A 14,443-nucleotide genomic window follows, 5' to 3' on the forward strand; every position below is an offset into this window, starting at 1 on the left:
TAACCCGAAGGTCGCAGGTTCAAATCCTGCCCCCGCAACCAAAATGGTCCGGTAGTTCAGTTGGTTAGAATGCCTGCCTGTCACGCAGGAGGTCGCGGGTTCGAGTCCCGTCCGGACCGCCATTTTTATAACTTGTAAACGAAAACGTATAGTTTCGTTTTTTTTTATGTCTTTTTCTTTCCACAAGTACCCACGATGCAATGAAATGATTTGTGTTTGGCTACACTATATGAAAGAATAGATAGATTATTTCAACCCAGCCTGGTTTTTACACACCAGGCTTTCTTTATATCATTTTTAGTTGGAACTGAGACTTATATTCGCTACACTAATACTAACTGTGTTTGACATCATGTCTACTTAACCAATTGATTGCAAGAAGGGGCTGTCTTTTTATGGATGAATTTGATCTTATTCGCCGAATCACACCAAAAGATACATATCAGCGCTCTTTGATCATGGGCATCGGTGATGATGCAAGTGTTTATCAACCTCATTCACATTGTGAAGAAGTCGTTTGTGTTGATACAATGGTGGAGCATGTTCATTTTCGTTTTGACTTTTCCACACCTTATGAAGTTGGCTTTAAGGCACTAGCAGTCAATGTCAGTGATATCGCTGCAATGGGAGGCACCCCAAAGTATTATCTTGTTTCAATTGCAATCCCGCCTCATGGTGATGAAACAATCGTCACGGCTCTTTACGAGGGAATGAAAGCGTTGGCTGACACCTATCATATGGATTTGATTGGTGGAGATACAGTAGCCACCCGCAGTGACTTTGTCATTACCGTGACGGTTATTGGTGAGGTGTCAAAGGGAACAGCTTGTTATCGTCACAGTGCTCAAACTGGAGACGTCGTCTTTGTCACAGGTGAACTCGGTTCGTCGGCTGCTGGGTTATCAATCTTAATGAACGAAGCAACTCCTTCTGAGGCGGTCGATGCTGATTTTTTTCTTAAGCGTCATAAGATGCCTCAGCCTCATATTGCTGCTGGTCACATTTGTTCAAGTTTCCCGCGGGTCACCTTGAATGATGTGAGTGATGGATTAGCGAGTGAGTTGAATGAGATAGCTGAAGCGAGCGGTGTGAGGATCGAGATAGAAGCTGATAAGCTTCCAATTCATCCAGATTTACAGGTGCTGCGCAAAGACTGGCTTGAATGGGTGTTATTTGGGGGAGAAGACTTTGTTTTAACTGGAACGATACCAGAAACTGATTGGGAAAGCTTTGAATCTCAATGTCGAAAAGAAGGCATTCAGATCACACGTATTGGACAAGTCAAAAAGGATCAAGCAGCCGGTGTTATGTTAAAAGACAATGATCAACAAACAATGTTAATGAAAAAAGGATATAATCATTTTAAGAAATGAGGTGACATCAACGGTGAAATTAACATGGACAACAAAAGGTGCGGATGAGACGAAACGAATTGCCGCTGCTTTGGCCAAACTTGTGATGCCAGGCGATGTATTGACATTAGAAGGAGATTTAGGCGCAGGCAAAACCACTTTTTCAAAAGGTTTTGCGGAAGGCTTAGGAATTACCCGTATCGTCAACAGCCCCACCTTTACAATTATTAAAGAATATACCGATGGCAGACTGCCACTTTACCATATGGACGTGTACCGCATGGAAGATGCGGAAGAAGACATCGGACTCGAAGAATATTTTGAGGGTGAAGGTGTATGCTTGGTTGAATGGGCACATCTGATTGAACCTCAATTGCCTTCTTCCTATTTAAAAATTGAAATGCTGAGAACAGAACGTGAAGAAGAACGGCATCTCACGTTTGATGCAAAAGGGGAGCGTTATGAGTCCCTTTGTAAGGAGATGAAAGAATTTGACCATACTGGCCATTGATACATCAAACCATACACTAGGAATTGCTCTTGTAAGAGACCTCACTGTGATTGGCGAGAGCATTACGTATTTAAAAAAGAACCATTCCGTCCGAGCAATGCCCACTGTTGAAGCATTAATGAAAGAATGTGGTGTAGCACCAAGCGAACTAAGTAAAATCGTTGTGGCAAAAGGACCTGGTTCTTACACTGGCGTCAGAATAGGTGTTACCATAGCAAAAACACTTGCGTGGACGCTGTCTATCCCGATATCGGCTGTTTCGAGTTTAGAAGCGCTTGCGGCAAATGGTCAATATTTTGATGGGTATATCTCACCTCTATTTGATGCGAGAAGAGGACAAGTTTATACTGGGCTATATACGTTTGAAAAAGGTAAGATCAAAGAGGTCGAACCAGATCAAAATATCCTGCTCACGGATTGGCTTCATGAGCTGAAGAAGACAGGAAAACCTGTTCTATTTCTTGGACAAGATGTGCACCTTCATGAAGAGAGCATTCGCTCCATTTTAGGAGAAACGGCTGTACTGGCAGGGGGGACATTTCATAACCCAAGACCTTCAGTGCTTGCATTTTTAGGCGCAGCTCGTCCTGCTGAAGATGTTCATCAGCTTGTTCCTAACTATATTCGTTTGGCAGAAGCGGAAGTGAAATGGCTTGAAGGACAAAAATAACCTTAACATAGCAGAAATACGACAAATGACAGTAGCGGACATTCCAGAAGTGTATACGATTGAAGTGCATTCGTTTACAGCGCCTTGGAAAAAGGAATCGTTTGTCTATGAGATTCTTCATAACCAATACAGCCATTATTTCCTCATCGAAGAAGATCAGCAGCCTGTTGGATATTGCGGGGTCTGGATTGTCATGGACGATGCACAAATTACGAACATTGCGATTCTCCCTGAGCATAGAGGAAAAGGCTACGGGGAAGCATTGCTTCGATATGTCATGGAATTTTGCAAAGAAAAAAAGACAGATCATCTTTCTTTAGAGGTGCGGGTTTCAAATACACCAGCACAATCCCTCTATGAAAAGCTCGGTTTCAGACCAGCTTCTATTCGAAAGAATTATTATACGGATAATGGAGAAGATGCATTAGTCATGTGGGTGAATATAAATGAGTGAACAAACAGATCGATTCATATTAGGAATAGAAACAAGCTGTGATGAAACAGCTGCATCCATTGTGAAAAATGGAAAGGAAATCGTGGCAAATGTGGTCGCCTCGCAAATAGACAGTCATAAACGATTTGGCGGTGTTGTACCTGAAATTGCTTCGAGGCATCACGTGGAGCAAGTCACCATCGTATTAGAAGAAGTGATGACACAGGCGGGTATGAGCTTTAAGGATTTGGATGCGATTGCTGTTACGGAAGGGCCCGGTCTCGTCGGTGCCCTGCTGATTGGCGTCAATGCAGCAAAGGCACTGAGCTTTGCCCATCAAATTCCTCTTGTTGGTGTTCATCATATTGCAGGGCATATTTATGCCAACCAGCTTGTTGATGAATTGGAGTTTCCATGTTTAGCTCTTGTTGTCTCTGGCGGACATACTGAGCTTGTTTTAATGAAGGAGCACGGATCTTTTGAGGTCATCGGAGAAACATTAGATGATGCAGCTGGAGAAGCCTACGATAAAGTGGCCCGGACGATGGGTCTCCCGTACCCAGGCGGACCTCATATTGATCGGTTAGCACATGAAGGAGAGCCGACAATTAAGCTTCCTCGTGCATGGCTTGAAGAAGGGTCTTATCACTTTAGCTTCAGTGGTTTAAAATCAGCTGTGATCAACACCTTACACAATGCGTCACAAAAGGGAGAAACGATTGCCCCAGAGAATTTAGCCGCAAGTTTTCAAGCAAGTGTCATTGAGGTGCTTGTTGGGAAAACATTGAAAGCAGCAGAAGCCTATGGTGTGAAGCAGGTTGTTCTAGCTGGAGGAGTCGCTGCCAATAAAGGATTAAGAGAAGCTTTAACATCAGCATTCACGAAACTGCCAGACGTGAAGGTTATTATTCCGCCATTATCACTTTGCACAGACAATGCAGCCATGATCGCTGCCGCTGGAACCATTGTGTTTGAAAAAGGAATCAGAGGCGATATGGCGATGAATGGCCAGCCAGGATTGCCGCTAGCCTCATATAAATAAAACTCCTGTGGATTACAGGGGTTTTTATTTTTCTATGAAAGCGATTTATTCACATGTAAACGCTAAATATCCACAATTGTTAGAAAATTTCGTTTTAAAGTCAAGAGGATGTGTATAAATACGACATTTTTTGTGGATATGTGATTAAAACACTGTGGATAAAGTGGATAAGTCTAAAGTGTTTAAGAATAATCAAGAAGTTATTGTGGGTATCGTTGTGGATAATAAATTTTCATTGAAAGAAAAAAGAGTACCCTTTAGGGCACTCTTTAAGAATCTGAGAGCTCTTCCCACTCCGCAAAAAGTGATTCTAACTCTTGATTGAGCGTATCATTTTCTGTTTGAATGGCTTGAACCTTCTCGTGATCTTGAAAAATATCAGGATCACATAACAGCTCTTCATTTTCACCGAGCTTGTCTTCAATGACAGCAATCCGTTTTTCAATTTCTTCAATCCTGCGCTGCTTTTGTCTTTCTTTCTTTTTCAGTTCTTTTTCTTCAGCATAAGAAAGCTTTGTTGTTTCTACTGGCTGGGCAGCTTGTTTTTTAACCGGTTCATTTTCTTGAAGTGCCTTCAGCTCTAGTTGTTCATTTTTCTTTTCGAGGTAGTAGTCATAATCACCGAGATATTCTTTAGTTTCTGTAGGCGACAGCTCGAATACTTTCGTAGCGAGACGATTGATAAAATAACGATCATGCGAGACAAATAAGATGGTTCCTGGATAATCGATCAGTGCATTCTCTAAAATTTCCTTACTATCTAAGTCCAGATGGTTTGTCGGTTCATCGAGAATAAGGAAATTGGCTTTTTGGAGCATCAGCTTTGCCAGTGCAAGACGTGCTTTTTCCCCACCGCTTAATGCATGGACAGGTTTTAAAACATCATCACCTGAGAAGAGGAAGTTTCCTAAACATGTCCGAATTTCTTTTTCATTCATATGAGGATAATCATCCCAAAGCTCATTTAGCACTTTTTTCGAGGATGTCAGTTTGGCTTGCTCTTGGTCATAGTAGCCGATCGTGACATGAGATCCAAAAGTGATGTCGCCTTTTACCGGTGTTAATGTGTTCGTTAACGTTTTTAAAAGGGTTGATTTCCCGATCCCGTTAGGACCAATGAGTGCCACACTATCCTCGCGTTTAATCTGAAAAGAAAGAGAGGATAGGAGCGGTGTTTTTTCATCATAACTAATATCGAGATCATGTACCTTCAGTACATCATTGCCGCTTTGTCTCGTAATATCAAAATGAAAGTTTGCAGATTTTTCATCTCCTAAAGGCTTATCTAAACGATCCATCCGTTCGAGCTGTTTGCGTCTGCTTTGAGCGCGCTTTGTGGTGGAGGCTCTTGCCAGGTTGCGGTCCACGAAATCCTGGAGCTTTGAGATCTCTTCTTGCTGCTTTTCGTATAGTTTCATATCCCGCTCGAGCTGCTCTGCTTTCAGATCCAGATACTTACTATAGTTCCCTGCAAACTTTTTCATCGAAGTTCTTGAGACTTCATAGACGTGGTTTACGACTTTGTCTAAGAAATAGCGGTCATGGGACACGATGAGAATGGCACCTGTATAATTTTGCAAATACTGCTCAAGCCATGATAAGGTATCAATATCTAAATGGTTTGTCGGCTCATCCAGAATTAAGAGTTCTGGTTTCATTAACAAGAGCTTTCCAAGTGCTAAACGGGTTTTCTGGCCGCCGCTTAAAGATTGGACGGTTGTCTCATCTTCAAAATGACTAAAGCCGAGTCCATGAAGAATGGAGCGGACATCTGCTTCATATTGATAGCCGCCTTGATCTTTAAATTCCTGCTGAAGCCTGTCATAGGTTTTCATCAGGGCTTCCAGCTCAGAACCTGTGGAAGAAGCCATTTTCTCCTCAATGGTTCTCATCTCTTGTTCCATCTCTTTTAAATGATCAAAAACCGATAATAATTCGTCTTTTAGCGTACGTGTAGACGTCACATCGGTATGCTGTGCTAAATAGCCGATCGATAGGTCTTTTGGTTTGATGATCTCACCTTGCTCGTAAGACATTTGACCGGCAATGATTTTCAAAAGCGTGGATTTGCCTGCGCCGTTACGACCTACAATGGCAATTCGATCCCTTGCTTTGACTTCCAATTTTATATTCGTTAAAACGGTATCAGCGCCAAACGATTTGGACAGCTGATTCACTTGTAGAATCATCATGTAACTTCACCTCTGCTATAATATGTTAAGTGTAGCTTATCAGCAGTAAACCGGCAAATGTTACATACAATCGCCATATTCAAATGAAAGACAGATAGGAAAAAATAGTGTATCATTTGAGTGAGGGAGCGTTGAAAGATGAGTCAATTTAGCCACTTTAACGAACAGGGGAGAGCAAAGATGGTCGACATTAGTGACAAATCGTCTACAGTGAGAACCGCCGTTGCTGTTTCAAGTGTTCGTATGATAAAAGAAGTGTTTCATAAAATACAACAGCATGAAATTGGAAAAGGGGATGTGCTGTCTGTTGCACAGGTTGCTGGCATCATGGCAGCAAAGCAAACATCTACCATCATTCCAATGTGTCATCCGCTTGCACTAAAAGGCGTGGATATCTCCTTTAATTGGGAGGAAGACGGAAATGCGCACATCCTGAACATACAAGTACAGGTGAAAACAAAAGGAAGTACGGGTGTGGAGATGGAAGCGCTCACTTCTGCTTCAGTATGTGCACTGACCGTTTACGATATGTGCAAAGCGATTGATAAAGGCATGATCATCGGTCCAACCTATCTAATTGAAAAGACAGGCGGGAAAAACGGTGATTTTCACAGAGCATCTGATATTTAAGTTGGAGGACCTTATATGAATATAGATCAGTCAAAAATTCCACAAGCGACAGCCAAACGTTTGCCGCTTTACTACCGTTTTTTAAAAAATTTGCATGCATCAGGAAAACAAAGGGTGTCATCAGCTGAGCTTAGTGATGCAGTCAAAGTGGATTCTGCTACCATTCGCCGAGATTTTTCGTACTTTGGTGCACTTGGGAAGAAAGGGTATGGCTATAATGTCGATTATCTCTTGACCTTCTTCAGAAAGACCCTTGACCAAGATGAAATGACCAATGTCATGCTCATTGGTGTCGGGAATTTAGGGACTGCTTTTTTACACTATAATTTCATAAAAAATAATAATACAAAAATTTCAATGGCTTTTGACGTCAATGAGAGTAAAATAGGAAGTGAGATAGGCGGCGTGCCTGTCTATGATTTGGATAAGCTTGAAGAGCATGTTCAAGAGGTAGGAGATATCCCTGTTGCAATTTTGACAGTACCTGCCGTAGCAGCTCAATCCATTACAGATCGTTTGATTGCCCTTGGCATCAAAGGAATCCTTAACTTTACGCCGGCTCGATTGAATGTGCCGGAACACATTCGAATTCATCATATAGATTTGGCGGTTGAACTTCAGTCTCTTGTGTATTTCTTAAAGCATTACTCTGTTACGCAGGAGGACTGACGAAAAGGGGTAAAGGGGGTGGAGCAAATGGGTCCGATCGGTCCTGGGAGTTTGATTCTGATTGCGATTGTAGCGCTCATTATTTTTGGGCCGAAAAAGCTTCCTGAATTAGGAAGAGCAGCAGGAGATACATTACGTGAATTCAAAAATGCCACAAAAGGCTTAGCTGATGATCAGGAAGAAAAAAAGAAAAAAGAAGATCAGTAGAATAGGATGAGCTTCATGAATGTCAAAGATATGCCGCTTATGGAGCATATTGTGGAACTGCGAAAACGCCTAGTGATCATTGCGATGTTTTTTGTCGCCTTTATGGTGGCTGGTTTTTTTCTCGCTAAGCCGGTCATTGTGTATTTACAAAATACCGATGAAGCGGCAACACTTACGCTGAATGCATTTAAACTTACAGATCCACTGTACGTGTTTATGCAGTTCGCATTTGTCATTGCTTTGGTTTTGACGTGTCCCGTTATTTTATATCAGCTGTGGGCGTTTGTGAGTCCTGGCTTATATGAAAAAGAAAGAAAGGTGACACTTGCTTACATTCCGATTGCACTGCTTTTATTTTTGAGCGGTGTGGCTTTCTCTTACTTTATTTTATTTCCGTTTGTCGTCGATTTTATGATGCGAATGTCGAATGATTTAAATGTAGAGCAAGTCATTGGGATTCATGAGTATTTTACATTTCTAATGCAGCTAACACTTCCATTTGGCTTTTTGTTTCAGATGCCAGTCGTGTTGATGTTTCTCACCAGACTCGGCATCATCACACCGATGTTTTTATCAAAAATACGGAAGTATGCCTATTTTGTCCTCCTTGTCATTGCCGCACTCATTACACCGCCAGAGCTTGTTTCTCACCTCATGGTCACCTTGCCAATGCTCGTTTTATACGAAGTGAGCATTATCATTTCAAGAGTGACCTATCGCAAAATGCAGCAAACAGAGGAGAAAGAAAAACATTATGTTTCATAAAAAAGCATCATGATCCAATAAGGGATCACGATGCTTTTTCTATTGTGTAAATTGATTGATCGCGTGAAAGAGGTGCTCATAATAGGCGGGCTCATGCGAGACAAAATCTCGAATACGTACTTCCCTGCTTTCCTCACGTCGTTCTCCGTTTGTATCAACTTTAAAGCCCTCGATTCGAATTCTTTCACATGATCCTGTTAAAAGCTGCTGTGCATCAACCAGTTTTGCTCTGTACAGACCAGCAACTTCTTCTTTCTGTAGATGAACTTCCATATGCTTTTCTTCATTCATATAAAGATACACATGGCAGAACTCACGGTCAATGAAAGAAGGCAGGTGAATTTCATCTTTTATGATTCCTGTATAAGTAAGGTTCTCAAAAGGGATAGAAAGACCAAGCTCTTCTTCTACCTCTCTTAAGCCATCAGAAGGCTGTTCATCTGCGAGAAGGTGACCTGCTGCGGTGATATCAAACAGTGAAGGAAAATCCTTTTTTGCAGGACTCCTTAGCTGAAAATAGAGATACACGGTGCCAAGCTCCTTTTTAAGAAGCCAGAAATGAAATGTTTCATGCCAAAGACCTTGGGCGTGGACATCTGAACGAGCGGCAGCTCCAATGGTTTCATGCTGATCATTGAAGAAACGAAGTTTTTCATGTTCCATGAAGTTACATCCTCCATAAAAAAACCATTTTCCAAACGCGGAAAATGGTTTTTGATTTATTTTTGCTGCTGTTTTTTGAGTTTGACAGAGAAGGCAAACATTTTAAGCGCGATATTGATATTATAGGCCGCAAACACCATCAGCAAAATGCTGTAAAATGACCACATGTCACCTGGATTTTGAATGGCCATATAGGTGAAAGCCACACCTACGGCAAAATAAATGATGCCCCATACGACTGGGTTTCTCATGAGAAAAAGCCTCCAATAATCATTTGCATGGTTTGAGATTGTTCTTCAATCATTTTTTTCACTGGCTCAATCTGCACAAGAACGACAAGTGAGTTCATCAGCATATGAGCGCCGATTGGGACAATGATTCGTTTTGTTTTCGCATATAAAAAGGCAAAGGTAAAGCCCATTGCGGTATAGAGCAAGATATGGGGAAAATCATAATGTACAGCAGCGAAAACCACTGAACTGGCAAGTGCTCCAATGAAGAAATTCGTTTTTTCATAAATCACACCAAAGATGATTTTACGGAAAATGATTTCCTCTAATATCGGTCCAATCAGGGCGATGACGATCACAAGCCAAGGAACGGCATCCATAATGGATAAAATGTTTTGGGTATTTTCAGATTCTCGTCCAATGCCAAATGCATATTGTTCAATCGCCCCCGCAATTGATTGTGCAAAGAGAGAAAGAAAGAAACCGCCAATGATCCATGCGATAGCAGAACCGATTGAAGCTGGCGCTTCATTTCGCAGTGAAGCTTTTGGGACGGTTCGAAGGATGAGCAGAATAATGATCAATCCGATACAGAAACTGATGATTGTCCACGTTCCTGATAATTTTGAAAGCTCTGTTTGAGTCATCGGTGATTGAATGAATCCCAGCCATTTCATTATGAGAAAATAAGGAAACGCAGATACCTGTACCAATATATACGTTAAGATGATGTACCAATATTGTTTTTTCAAGTAACGAAAACCCCTTTACTAAAAGAACTAAATTTATTGTAACACAAGTCTTCTTTTACGATGAAAAGGAAAGAATCTGAGATTCAAAAAGATCGTGAAAGCGTAAAAATTTTTAAAGGTTTTCACTTGAAATTGCAGAAGACATTCTTTATTATAATAAATGTGTTAGCACTCACTGGTGATGAGTGCTAAAAAAGACTACATATAAAAATTGAGGAGGTTGTTTCTTATGTTAAAGCCATTAGGCGATCGCGTAATCATTGAACTCGTTGAATCTGAGGAAAAAACCGCTAGCGGTATTGTGTTACCGGATTCTGCAAAAGAAAAACCGCAAGAAGGTAAAATTGTTGCAGCAGGTTCAGGGCGTGTACTTGAAAGTGGTGAGCGCGTTGCGTTAGAAGTAAGCACAGGCGACCGCATTATCTTCTCAAAATATGCAGGCACTGAAGTGAAATATGAAGGAAAAGAATATTTAATCCTTCGTGAGAGCGACATTTTAGCTGTTATTGGTTAATCACATAAAAAAGCATTGAGATATATTTTTAAAAAGACTGAGGAGGTTTCGTTATTATGGCAAAAGATATTAAGTTCAGTGAAGAAGCACGTCGTGCGATGTTACGTGGTGTAGATGCACTTGCAGATGCTGTGAAAGTAACTTTAGGACCAAAAGGACGTAACGTGGTTCTTGAGAAAAAATTCGGTTCTCCACTTATCACAAATGATGGTGTAACGATTGCAAAAGAAATCGAATTAGAAGATGCATTTGAAAACATGGGTGCAAAACTTGTTGCTGAAGTTGCAAGCAAAACAAACGACGTAGCTGGTGACGGTACAACGACTGCAACAGTTCTAGCTCAAGCGATGATCCGTGAAGGTCTTAAAAACGTAACAGCTGGTGCAAACCCTGTTGGCGTTCGTAAAGGGATCGAAGAAGCAGTAAAAGTAGCACTTGAAGGCTTGCACGAGATTTCTAAACCAATCGAAGGTAAAGAATCAATTGCTCAAGTTGCGGCTATTTCTGCAGCAGACGAAGAAGTCGGCAGCCTAATCGCTGAAGCGATGGAGCGCGTTGGCAACGACGGAGTTATCACAATTGAAGAATCTAAAGGTTTCACAACTGAGCTAGAAGTGGTTGAAGGTATGCAGTTTGACCGCGGATATGCTTCTCCATACATGGTGACAGATTCTGATAAGATGGAAGCAGTTCTTGAAAATCCTTACATCTTAATCACAGATAAAAAGATCACAAACATTCAAGAAATCCTTCCTGTACTTGAGCAAGTTGTACAACAAGGAAAACCATTATTGCTTATTGCTGAAGATGTAGAAGGCGAAGCACTTGCAACTCTTGTTGTGAACAAACTTCGTGGTACATTCAACGCAGTAGCAGTAAAAGCACCTGGATTCGGTGATCGTCGTAAAGCAATGCTTGAAGACATCTCTGTTCTAACTGGCGGAGAATTAATCACAGAAGATCTAGGACTTGACCTGAAATCAACTGAAATCGGTCAGCTTGGTCGCGCGTCTAAAGTCGTTGTGACAAAAGAAAACACAACAATCGTTGAAGGTTCAGGAGATTCTGCTCAAATTGCAGCACGTGTGAACCAAATCCGTGCACAAGTAGAAGAAACAACTTCTGAATTCGATAAAGAAAAATTACAAGAACGTCTTGCAAAACTAGCTGGCGGCGTCGCTGTCATCAAAGTTGGTGCTGCAACTGAAACAGAACTAAAAGAGCGTAAACTACGCATCGAGGATGCACTGAACTCAACTCGTGCAGCAGTTGAAGAAGGTATCGTATCCGGTGGTGGTACAGCACTTGTAAATGTATACAACAAAGTCGCTTCAATTGAAGCTGATGGTGACGTTCAAACAGGTGTAAACATCGTTCTACGTTCTCTTGAAGAGCCAATTCGTCAAATTGCTCACAACGCTGGTCTTGAAGGATCCGTTATCGTTGAGCGCTTGAAAAACGAAGAAATTGGCGTAGGCTTCAACGCAGCAACAAACGAATGGGTAAACATGATCGAAAAAGGAATCGTTGACCCAACAAAAGTCACTCGCTCTGCACTTCAAAACGCAGCTTCTGTAGCAGCAATGCTTCTAACAACTGAAGCAGTCGTAGCTGACAAACCAGAAGAAGGCGGCTCAGGCGGCGGAATGCCGGATATGGGCGGCATGGGTGGAATGGGCGGAATGATGTAATCATGCTTCCTGAATCCCATTAAAATTGGGATTAGACCTATATTATTCTTAAGGTAACCAGGATAACGAAAGAGTAACATTAACTTCAATACAGGTCTAAATTAGAGGTTTTCCATAAGTTCTTTGAACTTTTGGGAAGCCTCTTTTTCATTTTTTTGTGACTTGTAAATAAACATTTCTTTATGACTAATGTCTTTTTGATTTATTGGATTCAGTATAATAAGTGGGAGTTATTTTGTTTCTAAAAGAGAAAAATTCATGTTGAGGTTTATGGAGAAAAACTGGTATGATGATTATATTATTCTGATTGAGGTGATTGATGTGGCAGCGTTTAATGAGTGTTTAGGGTCTGTTATACGTTTTTATAGAGAATCAAAAGGGCTAACGTTGAGAGAATTGGCTGGAGATTTAGCTGTTCCTTTTACATCTCTTTCAAAGATGGAAAGTGGAGATCAGAAAATAGACAGTGAATTTCTGGTGAAGGTAGCTGACTATTTTGGAGTATCAATTGATACAATGCTTAATCGCTCATTGGAAGATACAGAAAAAAACACCTATCAAAGAGAAAGTGAGCTAAGCATGCGTGAGGCACTAAAATATATACTCGATAATTACCAAGAAGCAAGATCTGAATCGTTCAAGAATCATGAAATGGGTAACCATGTACGGAATATCATTAAGAACACGATTGCTAACGAGGCAGAATTAGATGAAAATCAATTCTTTATAGTGGGTTCAGTTGGACAAGGACAATGGGCGGAAATACCATGGATTTCAATATTTATTAGAGATATCACCTCAACAGCTAAAAGAGGTTATTACATTGTTTACTTGTTCAAAGCAGATATGAGCGGTGTATATATATCCTTGAACCAAGGATGGACTTATTTTAAGAACAAGTATGGTACTAAATGGGGTCGTGAAAAAATACGGTCGACTGCAAATATCATTAAGAAAAAATTAAATATTGCACCAGTTAATATGACTGCAACAGCAATTACTTTAGGAGGACGAGGGGACCTAGCGCAAGGTTACGAAAATGGCCATATTTTCGGGCGTCTATATAGTGCAAATAATTTGCCTAGTTCAAAGGAACTTATCAGTGACCTTAAAGAATTGCTGACTTCTTACAAAGAAATTGAATATATGATGGGGGAAAGATCTGTAGATCAATTTAATGACTATTTGTTGTTAAGTGATGATGGTCACTATTTAGAAGAGGACCAATATCAAGAAGAGGATTTTCAAGATAGTGTGCAGTCAACCCTTGATAAAAAGGTAAAGGAAGCAGAAAAGAATTCAATGGCAGAATTGGAGACTGAGGATATTCCTTTGCCAAAACCAAATCCTGTTTTTGATAAATCAAGAAAGGAACGTTGGCCAAGAGATGCTCAAGTTGCAGCAAGAGCGCTTCGTTTATCCGAATATAAGTGTGCCTTCGATGATTCGCATACTTCATTTACTTCGAAAGTTACTGGGAAAAGATATTTGGAAATGCATCATCTAGTGCCAATGAAGTATCAGGGAGAGTTTGATGTAAATTTGGATAGGGAATCGCAACTTTTAGCCTTATGCCCTACGTGTCATCGTCAGATTCATCATGGTACAGATGAAGAAAAAGAGAACATACTAAGAAAGCTATTTTATGAACGACGTGAGAAATTAGAGGCAATAGGTATTGAGATAGGTTTTAAAGAACTACGTAAAATGTATGGTATCGGGAACTAAGTATAGGCGGAGAGGAGTTTATAATAATGGAAAATTTGAAAAAAGCTGTATTGCATTTTCGGAATGAGAGAGATTGGGGGAAGTTTCACAATGCAAAGGATTTAGTAATTTCCTTAAACCTAGAAGCAGCAGAATTACTTGAAAATTTCCAATGGAAGTCCAGCGTAGAAGCAACTGAAACTAAAATCGAGGAAATCAGAGAAGAAGTTGCTGATGTCATGATATATTTGCTCCTCCTATGTGACAGGTTGGATATTGATTTAGAAGATGCAGTTCATTCGAAATTAAAAATGAATGCGAAAAAATATCCAGTGGAAAAATCCTTCGGGAGAAAAACAAAGTATAACGAACTGTAGGAGAGATTTGTTACATTTTTAAACAGAGTACGCAGCAA

General features: G+C 40.7%; 17 protein-coding genes and 1 tRNA gene. 14 read left to right on the top strand and 4 right to left on the bottom strand.

Annotated features, from left to right (window positions below):
* Positions 1-45 precede the first annotated feature (45 nt).
* From ACN6NB_RS02790 to tsaD, 6 genes are all read left to right on the top strand, one after another.
* Positions 46-122: transfer RNA gene (locus ACN6NB_RS02790), tRNA-Asp, on the top strand.
* Positions 123-395: 273 nt separating this feature from the next.
* Complete coding sequence (gene thiL / locus ACN6NB_RS02795; protein WP_474253220.1) at positions 396-1,373, top strand: thiamine-phosphate kinase; 978 nt, start codon at positions 396-398, stop codon at positions 1,371-1,373.
* A gap of 13 nt (positions 1,374-1,386) precedes the next feature.
* Complete coding sequence (tsaE, locus tag ACN6NB_RS02800; RefSeq protein ID WP_059376127.1) at positions 1,387-1,863, top strand: tRNA (adenosine(37)-N6)-threonylcarbamoyltransferase complex ATPase subunit type 1 TsaE; 477 nt, start codon at positions 1,387-1,389, stop codon at positions 1,861-1,863.
* Positions 1,844-2,533, top strand: coding sequence for a tRNA (adenosine(37)-N6)-threonylcarbamoyltransferase complex dimerization subunit type 1 TsaB (tsaB, locus tag ACN6NB_RS02805; protein WP_338594133.1), 690 nt, complete (start codon positions 1,844-1,846; stop codon positions 2,531-2,533). The genes tsaE and tsaB overlap by 20 nt, the downstream gene beginning before the upstream one ends.
* A gap of 25 nt (positions 2,534-2,558) precedes the next feature.
* The gene (rimI, locus tag ACN6NB_RS02810) at positions 2,559-2,987 is read left to right on the top strand and encodes a ribosomal protein S18-alanine N-acetyltransferase (RefSeq protein ID WP_047202836.1); all 429 of its coding nucleotides are present in this window, start codon (positions 2,559-2,561) and stop codon (positions 2,985-2,987) included.
* Positions 2,980-4,008 carry a tRNA (adenosine(37)-N6)-threonylcarbamoyltransferase complex transferase subunit TsaD gene (tsaD, locus tag ACN6NB_RS02815; RefSeq protein ID WP_474253221.1) on the top strand — a complete coding sequence of 343 codons (1,029 nt, stop codon included), beginning with the start codon at positions 2,980-2,982 and terminating at the stop codon, positions 4,006-4,008. The genes rimI and tsaD overlap by 8 nt, the downstream gene beginning before the upstream one ends.
* A gap of 269 nt (positions 4,009-4,277) precedes the next feature.
* On the opposite strand, the gene ACN6NB_RS02820 is transcribed toward tsaD, so the two are convergent.
* Positions 4,278-6,200, bottom strand: coding sequence for an ABC-F family ATP-binding cassette domain-containing protein (locus ACN6NB_RS02820; protein ID WP_144490752.1), 1,923 nt, complete (start codon positions 6,198-6,200; stop codon positions 4,278-4,280).
* A 138-nt stretch (positions 6,201-6,338) separates the two neighbouring features.
* Here ACN6NB_RS02820 and moaC point away from each other — a divergent pair, with 138 nt between their 5' ends.
* From moaC to tatC, 4 genes are read left to right on the top strand one after another with little or no spacing between them, the layout of a single operon-like run.
* Complete coding sequence (gene moaC / locus ACN6NB_RS02825) at positions 6,339-6,830, top strand: cyclic pyranopterin monophosphate synthase MoaC (protein ID WP_039176857.1); 492 nt, start codon at positions 6,339-6,341, stop codon at positions 6,828-6,830.
* Positions 6,831-6,845: 15 nt separating this feature from the next.
* The gene (locus ACN6NB_RS02830; RefSeq protein WP_008355687.1) at positions 6,846-7,499 is read left to right on the top strand and encodes a redox-sensing transcriptional repressor Rex; all 654 of its coding nucleotides are present in this window, start codon (positions 6,846-6,848) and stop codon (positions 7,497-7,499) included.
* A 27-nt stretch (positions 7,500-7,526) separates the two neighbouring features.
* Entirely contained in the window at positions 7,527-7,706 is a 180-nt protein-coding gene (locus ACN6NB_RS02835; protein WP_008355689.1) for a twin-arginine translocase TatA/TatE family subunit, read from the top strand.
* 6 nt (positions 7,707-7,712) lie between these two features.
* Positions 7,713-8,471 (top strand): twin-arginine translocase subunit TatC, encoded by a 759-nt coding sequence (tatC, locus tag ACN6NB_RS02840; RefSeq protein ID WP_098676753.1) that lies wholly within the window; start codon positions 7,713-7,715, stop codon positions 8,469-8,471.
* 39 nt (positions 8,472-8,510) lie between these two features.
* Here the strand turns inward: tatC and ACN6NB_RS02845 are convergent, their stop codons facing one another.
* The 3 genes from ACN6NB_RS02845 to ACN6NB_RS02855 are packed head-to-tail and all read right to left on the bottom strand — an operon-like array spanning position 8,511 to position 10,116.
* A complete protein-coding gene (locus ACN6NB_RS02845; protein ID WP_144491791.1) occupies positions 8,511-9,134 on the bottom strand; it encodes an NUDIX hydrolase in 624 nt (207 codons plus the stop codon).
* A gap of 56 nt (positions 9,135-9,190) precedes the next feature.
* On the bottom strand, positions 9,191-9,385 hold the full coding sequence (locus tag ACN6NB_RS02850; protein ID WP_003213897.1) for a YdiK family protein: 195 nt from the start codon (positions 9,383-9,385) through the stop codon (positions 9,191-9,193).
* The gene (locus ACN6NB_RS02855; RefSeq protein WP_058837872.1) at positions 9,382-10,116 is read right to left on the bottom strand and encodes a CPBP family intramembrane glutamic endopeptidase; all 735 of its coding nucleotides are present in this window, start codon (positions 10,114-10,116) and stop codon (positions 9,382-9,384) included. Before ACN6NB_RS02855 ends, ACN6NB_RS02850 begins: the two co-directional genes overlap by 4 nt.
* Before the next feature lie 229 nt (positions 10,117-10,345).
* Here ACN6NB_RS02855 and groES point away from each other — a divergent pair, with 229 nt between their 5' ends.
* The 4 genes from groES to ACN6NB_RS02875 all read left to right on the top strand — a co-directional run bounded on the left by groES (position 10,346) and on the right by ACN6NB_RS02875 (position 14,405).
* Entirely contained in the window at positions 10,346-10,630 is a 285-nt protein-coding gene (gene groES, locus ACN6NB_RS02860) for a co-chaperone GroES (protein ID WP_024426730.1), read from the top strand.
* Positions 10,631-10,686: 56 nt separating this feature from the next.
* A complete protein-coding gene (gene groL, locus ACN6NB_RS02865) occupies positions 10,687-12,321 on the top strand; it encodes a chaperonin GroEL (RefSeq protein ID WP_024424467.1) in 1,635 nt (544 codons plus the stop codon).
* Positions 12,322-12,579: 258 nt separating this feature from the next.
* Positions 12,580-14,049, top strand: a complete 1,470-nt coding sequence (locus tag ACN6NB_RS02870; protein WP_260982305.1) for an MrcB family domain-containing protein — start codon at positions 12,580-12,582, stop codon at positions 14,047-14,049.
* A gap of 26 nt (positions 14,050-14,075) precedes the next feature.
* On the top strand, positions 14,076-14,405 hold the full coding sequence (locus ACN6NB_RS02875; protein WP_047202830.1) for a nucleotide pyrophosphohydrolase: 330 nt from the start codon (positions 14,076-14,078) through the stop codon (positions 14,403-14,405).
* Positions 14,406-14,443: the final 38 nt, after the last annotated feature.

The sequence above is a fragment of the Bacillus sp. 11B20 genome (assembly GCF_056098985.1).

Coding starts and splice junctions, on each gene's coding strand:
- thiL (WP_474253220.1), top strand. CDS start 396: ATGGATGAATTTGATCTTATTCGCCGAATCACACCAAAAGATACATAT.
- rimI (WP_047202836.1), top strand. CDS start 2,559: ATGACAGTAGCGGACATTCCAGAAGTGTATACGATTGAAGTGCATTCG.
- tsaD (WP_474253221.1), top strand. CDS start 2,980: ATGAGTGAACAAACAGATCGATTCATATTAGGAATAGAAACAAGCTGT.
- ACN6NB_RS02820 (WP_144490752.1), bottom strand. CDS start 6,200: ATGATGATTCTACAAGTGAATCAGCTGTCCAAATCGTTTGGCGCTGAT.
- moaC (WP_039176857.1), top strand. CDS start 6,339: ATGAGTCAATTTAGCCACTTTAACGAACAGGGGAGAGCAAAGATGGTC.
- ACN6NB_RS02830 (WP_008355687.1), top strand. CDS start 6,846: ATGAATATAGATCAGTCAAAAATTCCACAAGCGACAGCCAAACGTTTG.
- ACN6NB_RS02835 (WP_008355689.1), top strand. CDS start 7,527: ATGGGTCCGATCGGTCCTGGGAGTTTGATTCTGATTGCGATTGTAGCG.
- tatC (WP_098676753.1), top strand. CDS start 7,713: ATGAGCTTCATGAATGTCAAAGATATGCCGCTTATGGAGCATATTGTG.
- ACN6NB_RS02845 (WP_144491791.1), bottom strand. CDS start 9,134: ATGGAACATGAAAAACTTCGTTTCTTCAATGATCAGCATGAAACCATT.
- ACN6NB_RS02850 (WP_003213897.1), bottom strand. CDS start 9,385: ATGAGAAACCCAGTCGTATGGGGCATCATTTATTTTGCCGTAGGTGTG.
- groES (WP_024426730.1), top strand. CDS start 10,346: ATGTTAAAGCCATTAGGCGATCGCGTAATCATTGAACTCGTTGAATCT.
- groL (WP_024424467.1), top strand. CDS start 10,687: ATGGCAAAAGATATTAAGTTCAGTGAAGAAGCACGTCGTGCGATGTTA.
- ACN6NB_RS02870 (WP_260982305.1), top strand. CDS start 12,580: ATGTTGAGGTTTATGGAGAAAAACTGGTATGATGATTATATTATTCTG.
- ACN6NB_RS02875 (WP_047202830.1), top strand. CDS start 14,076: ATGGAAAATTTGAAAAAAGCTGTATTGCATTTTCGGAATGAGAGAGAT.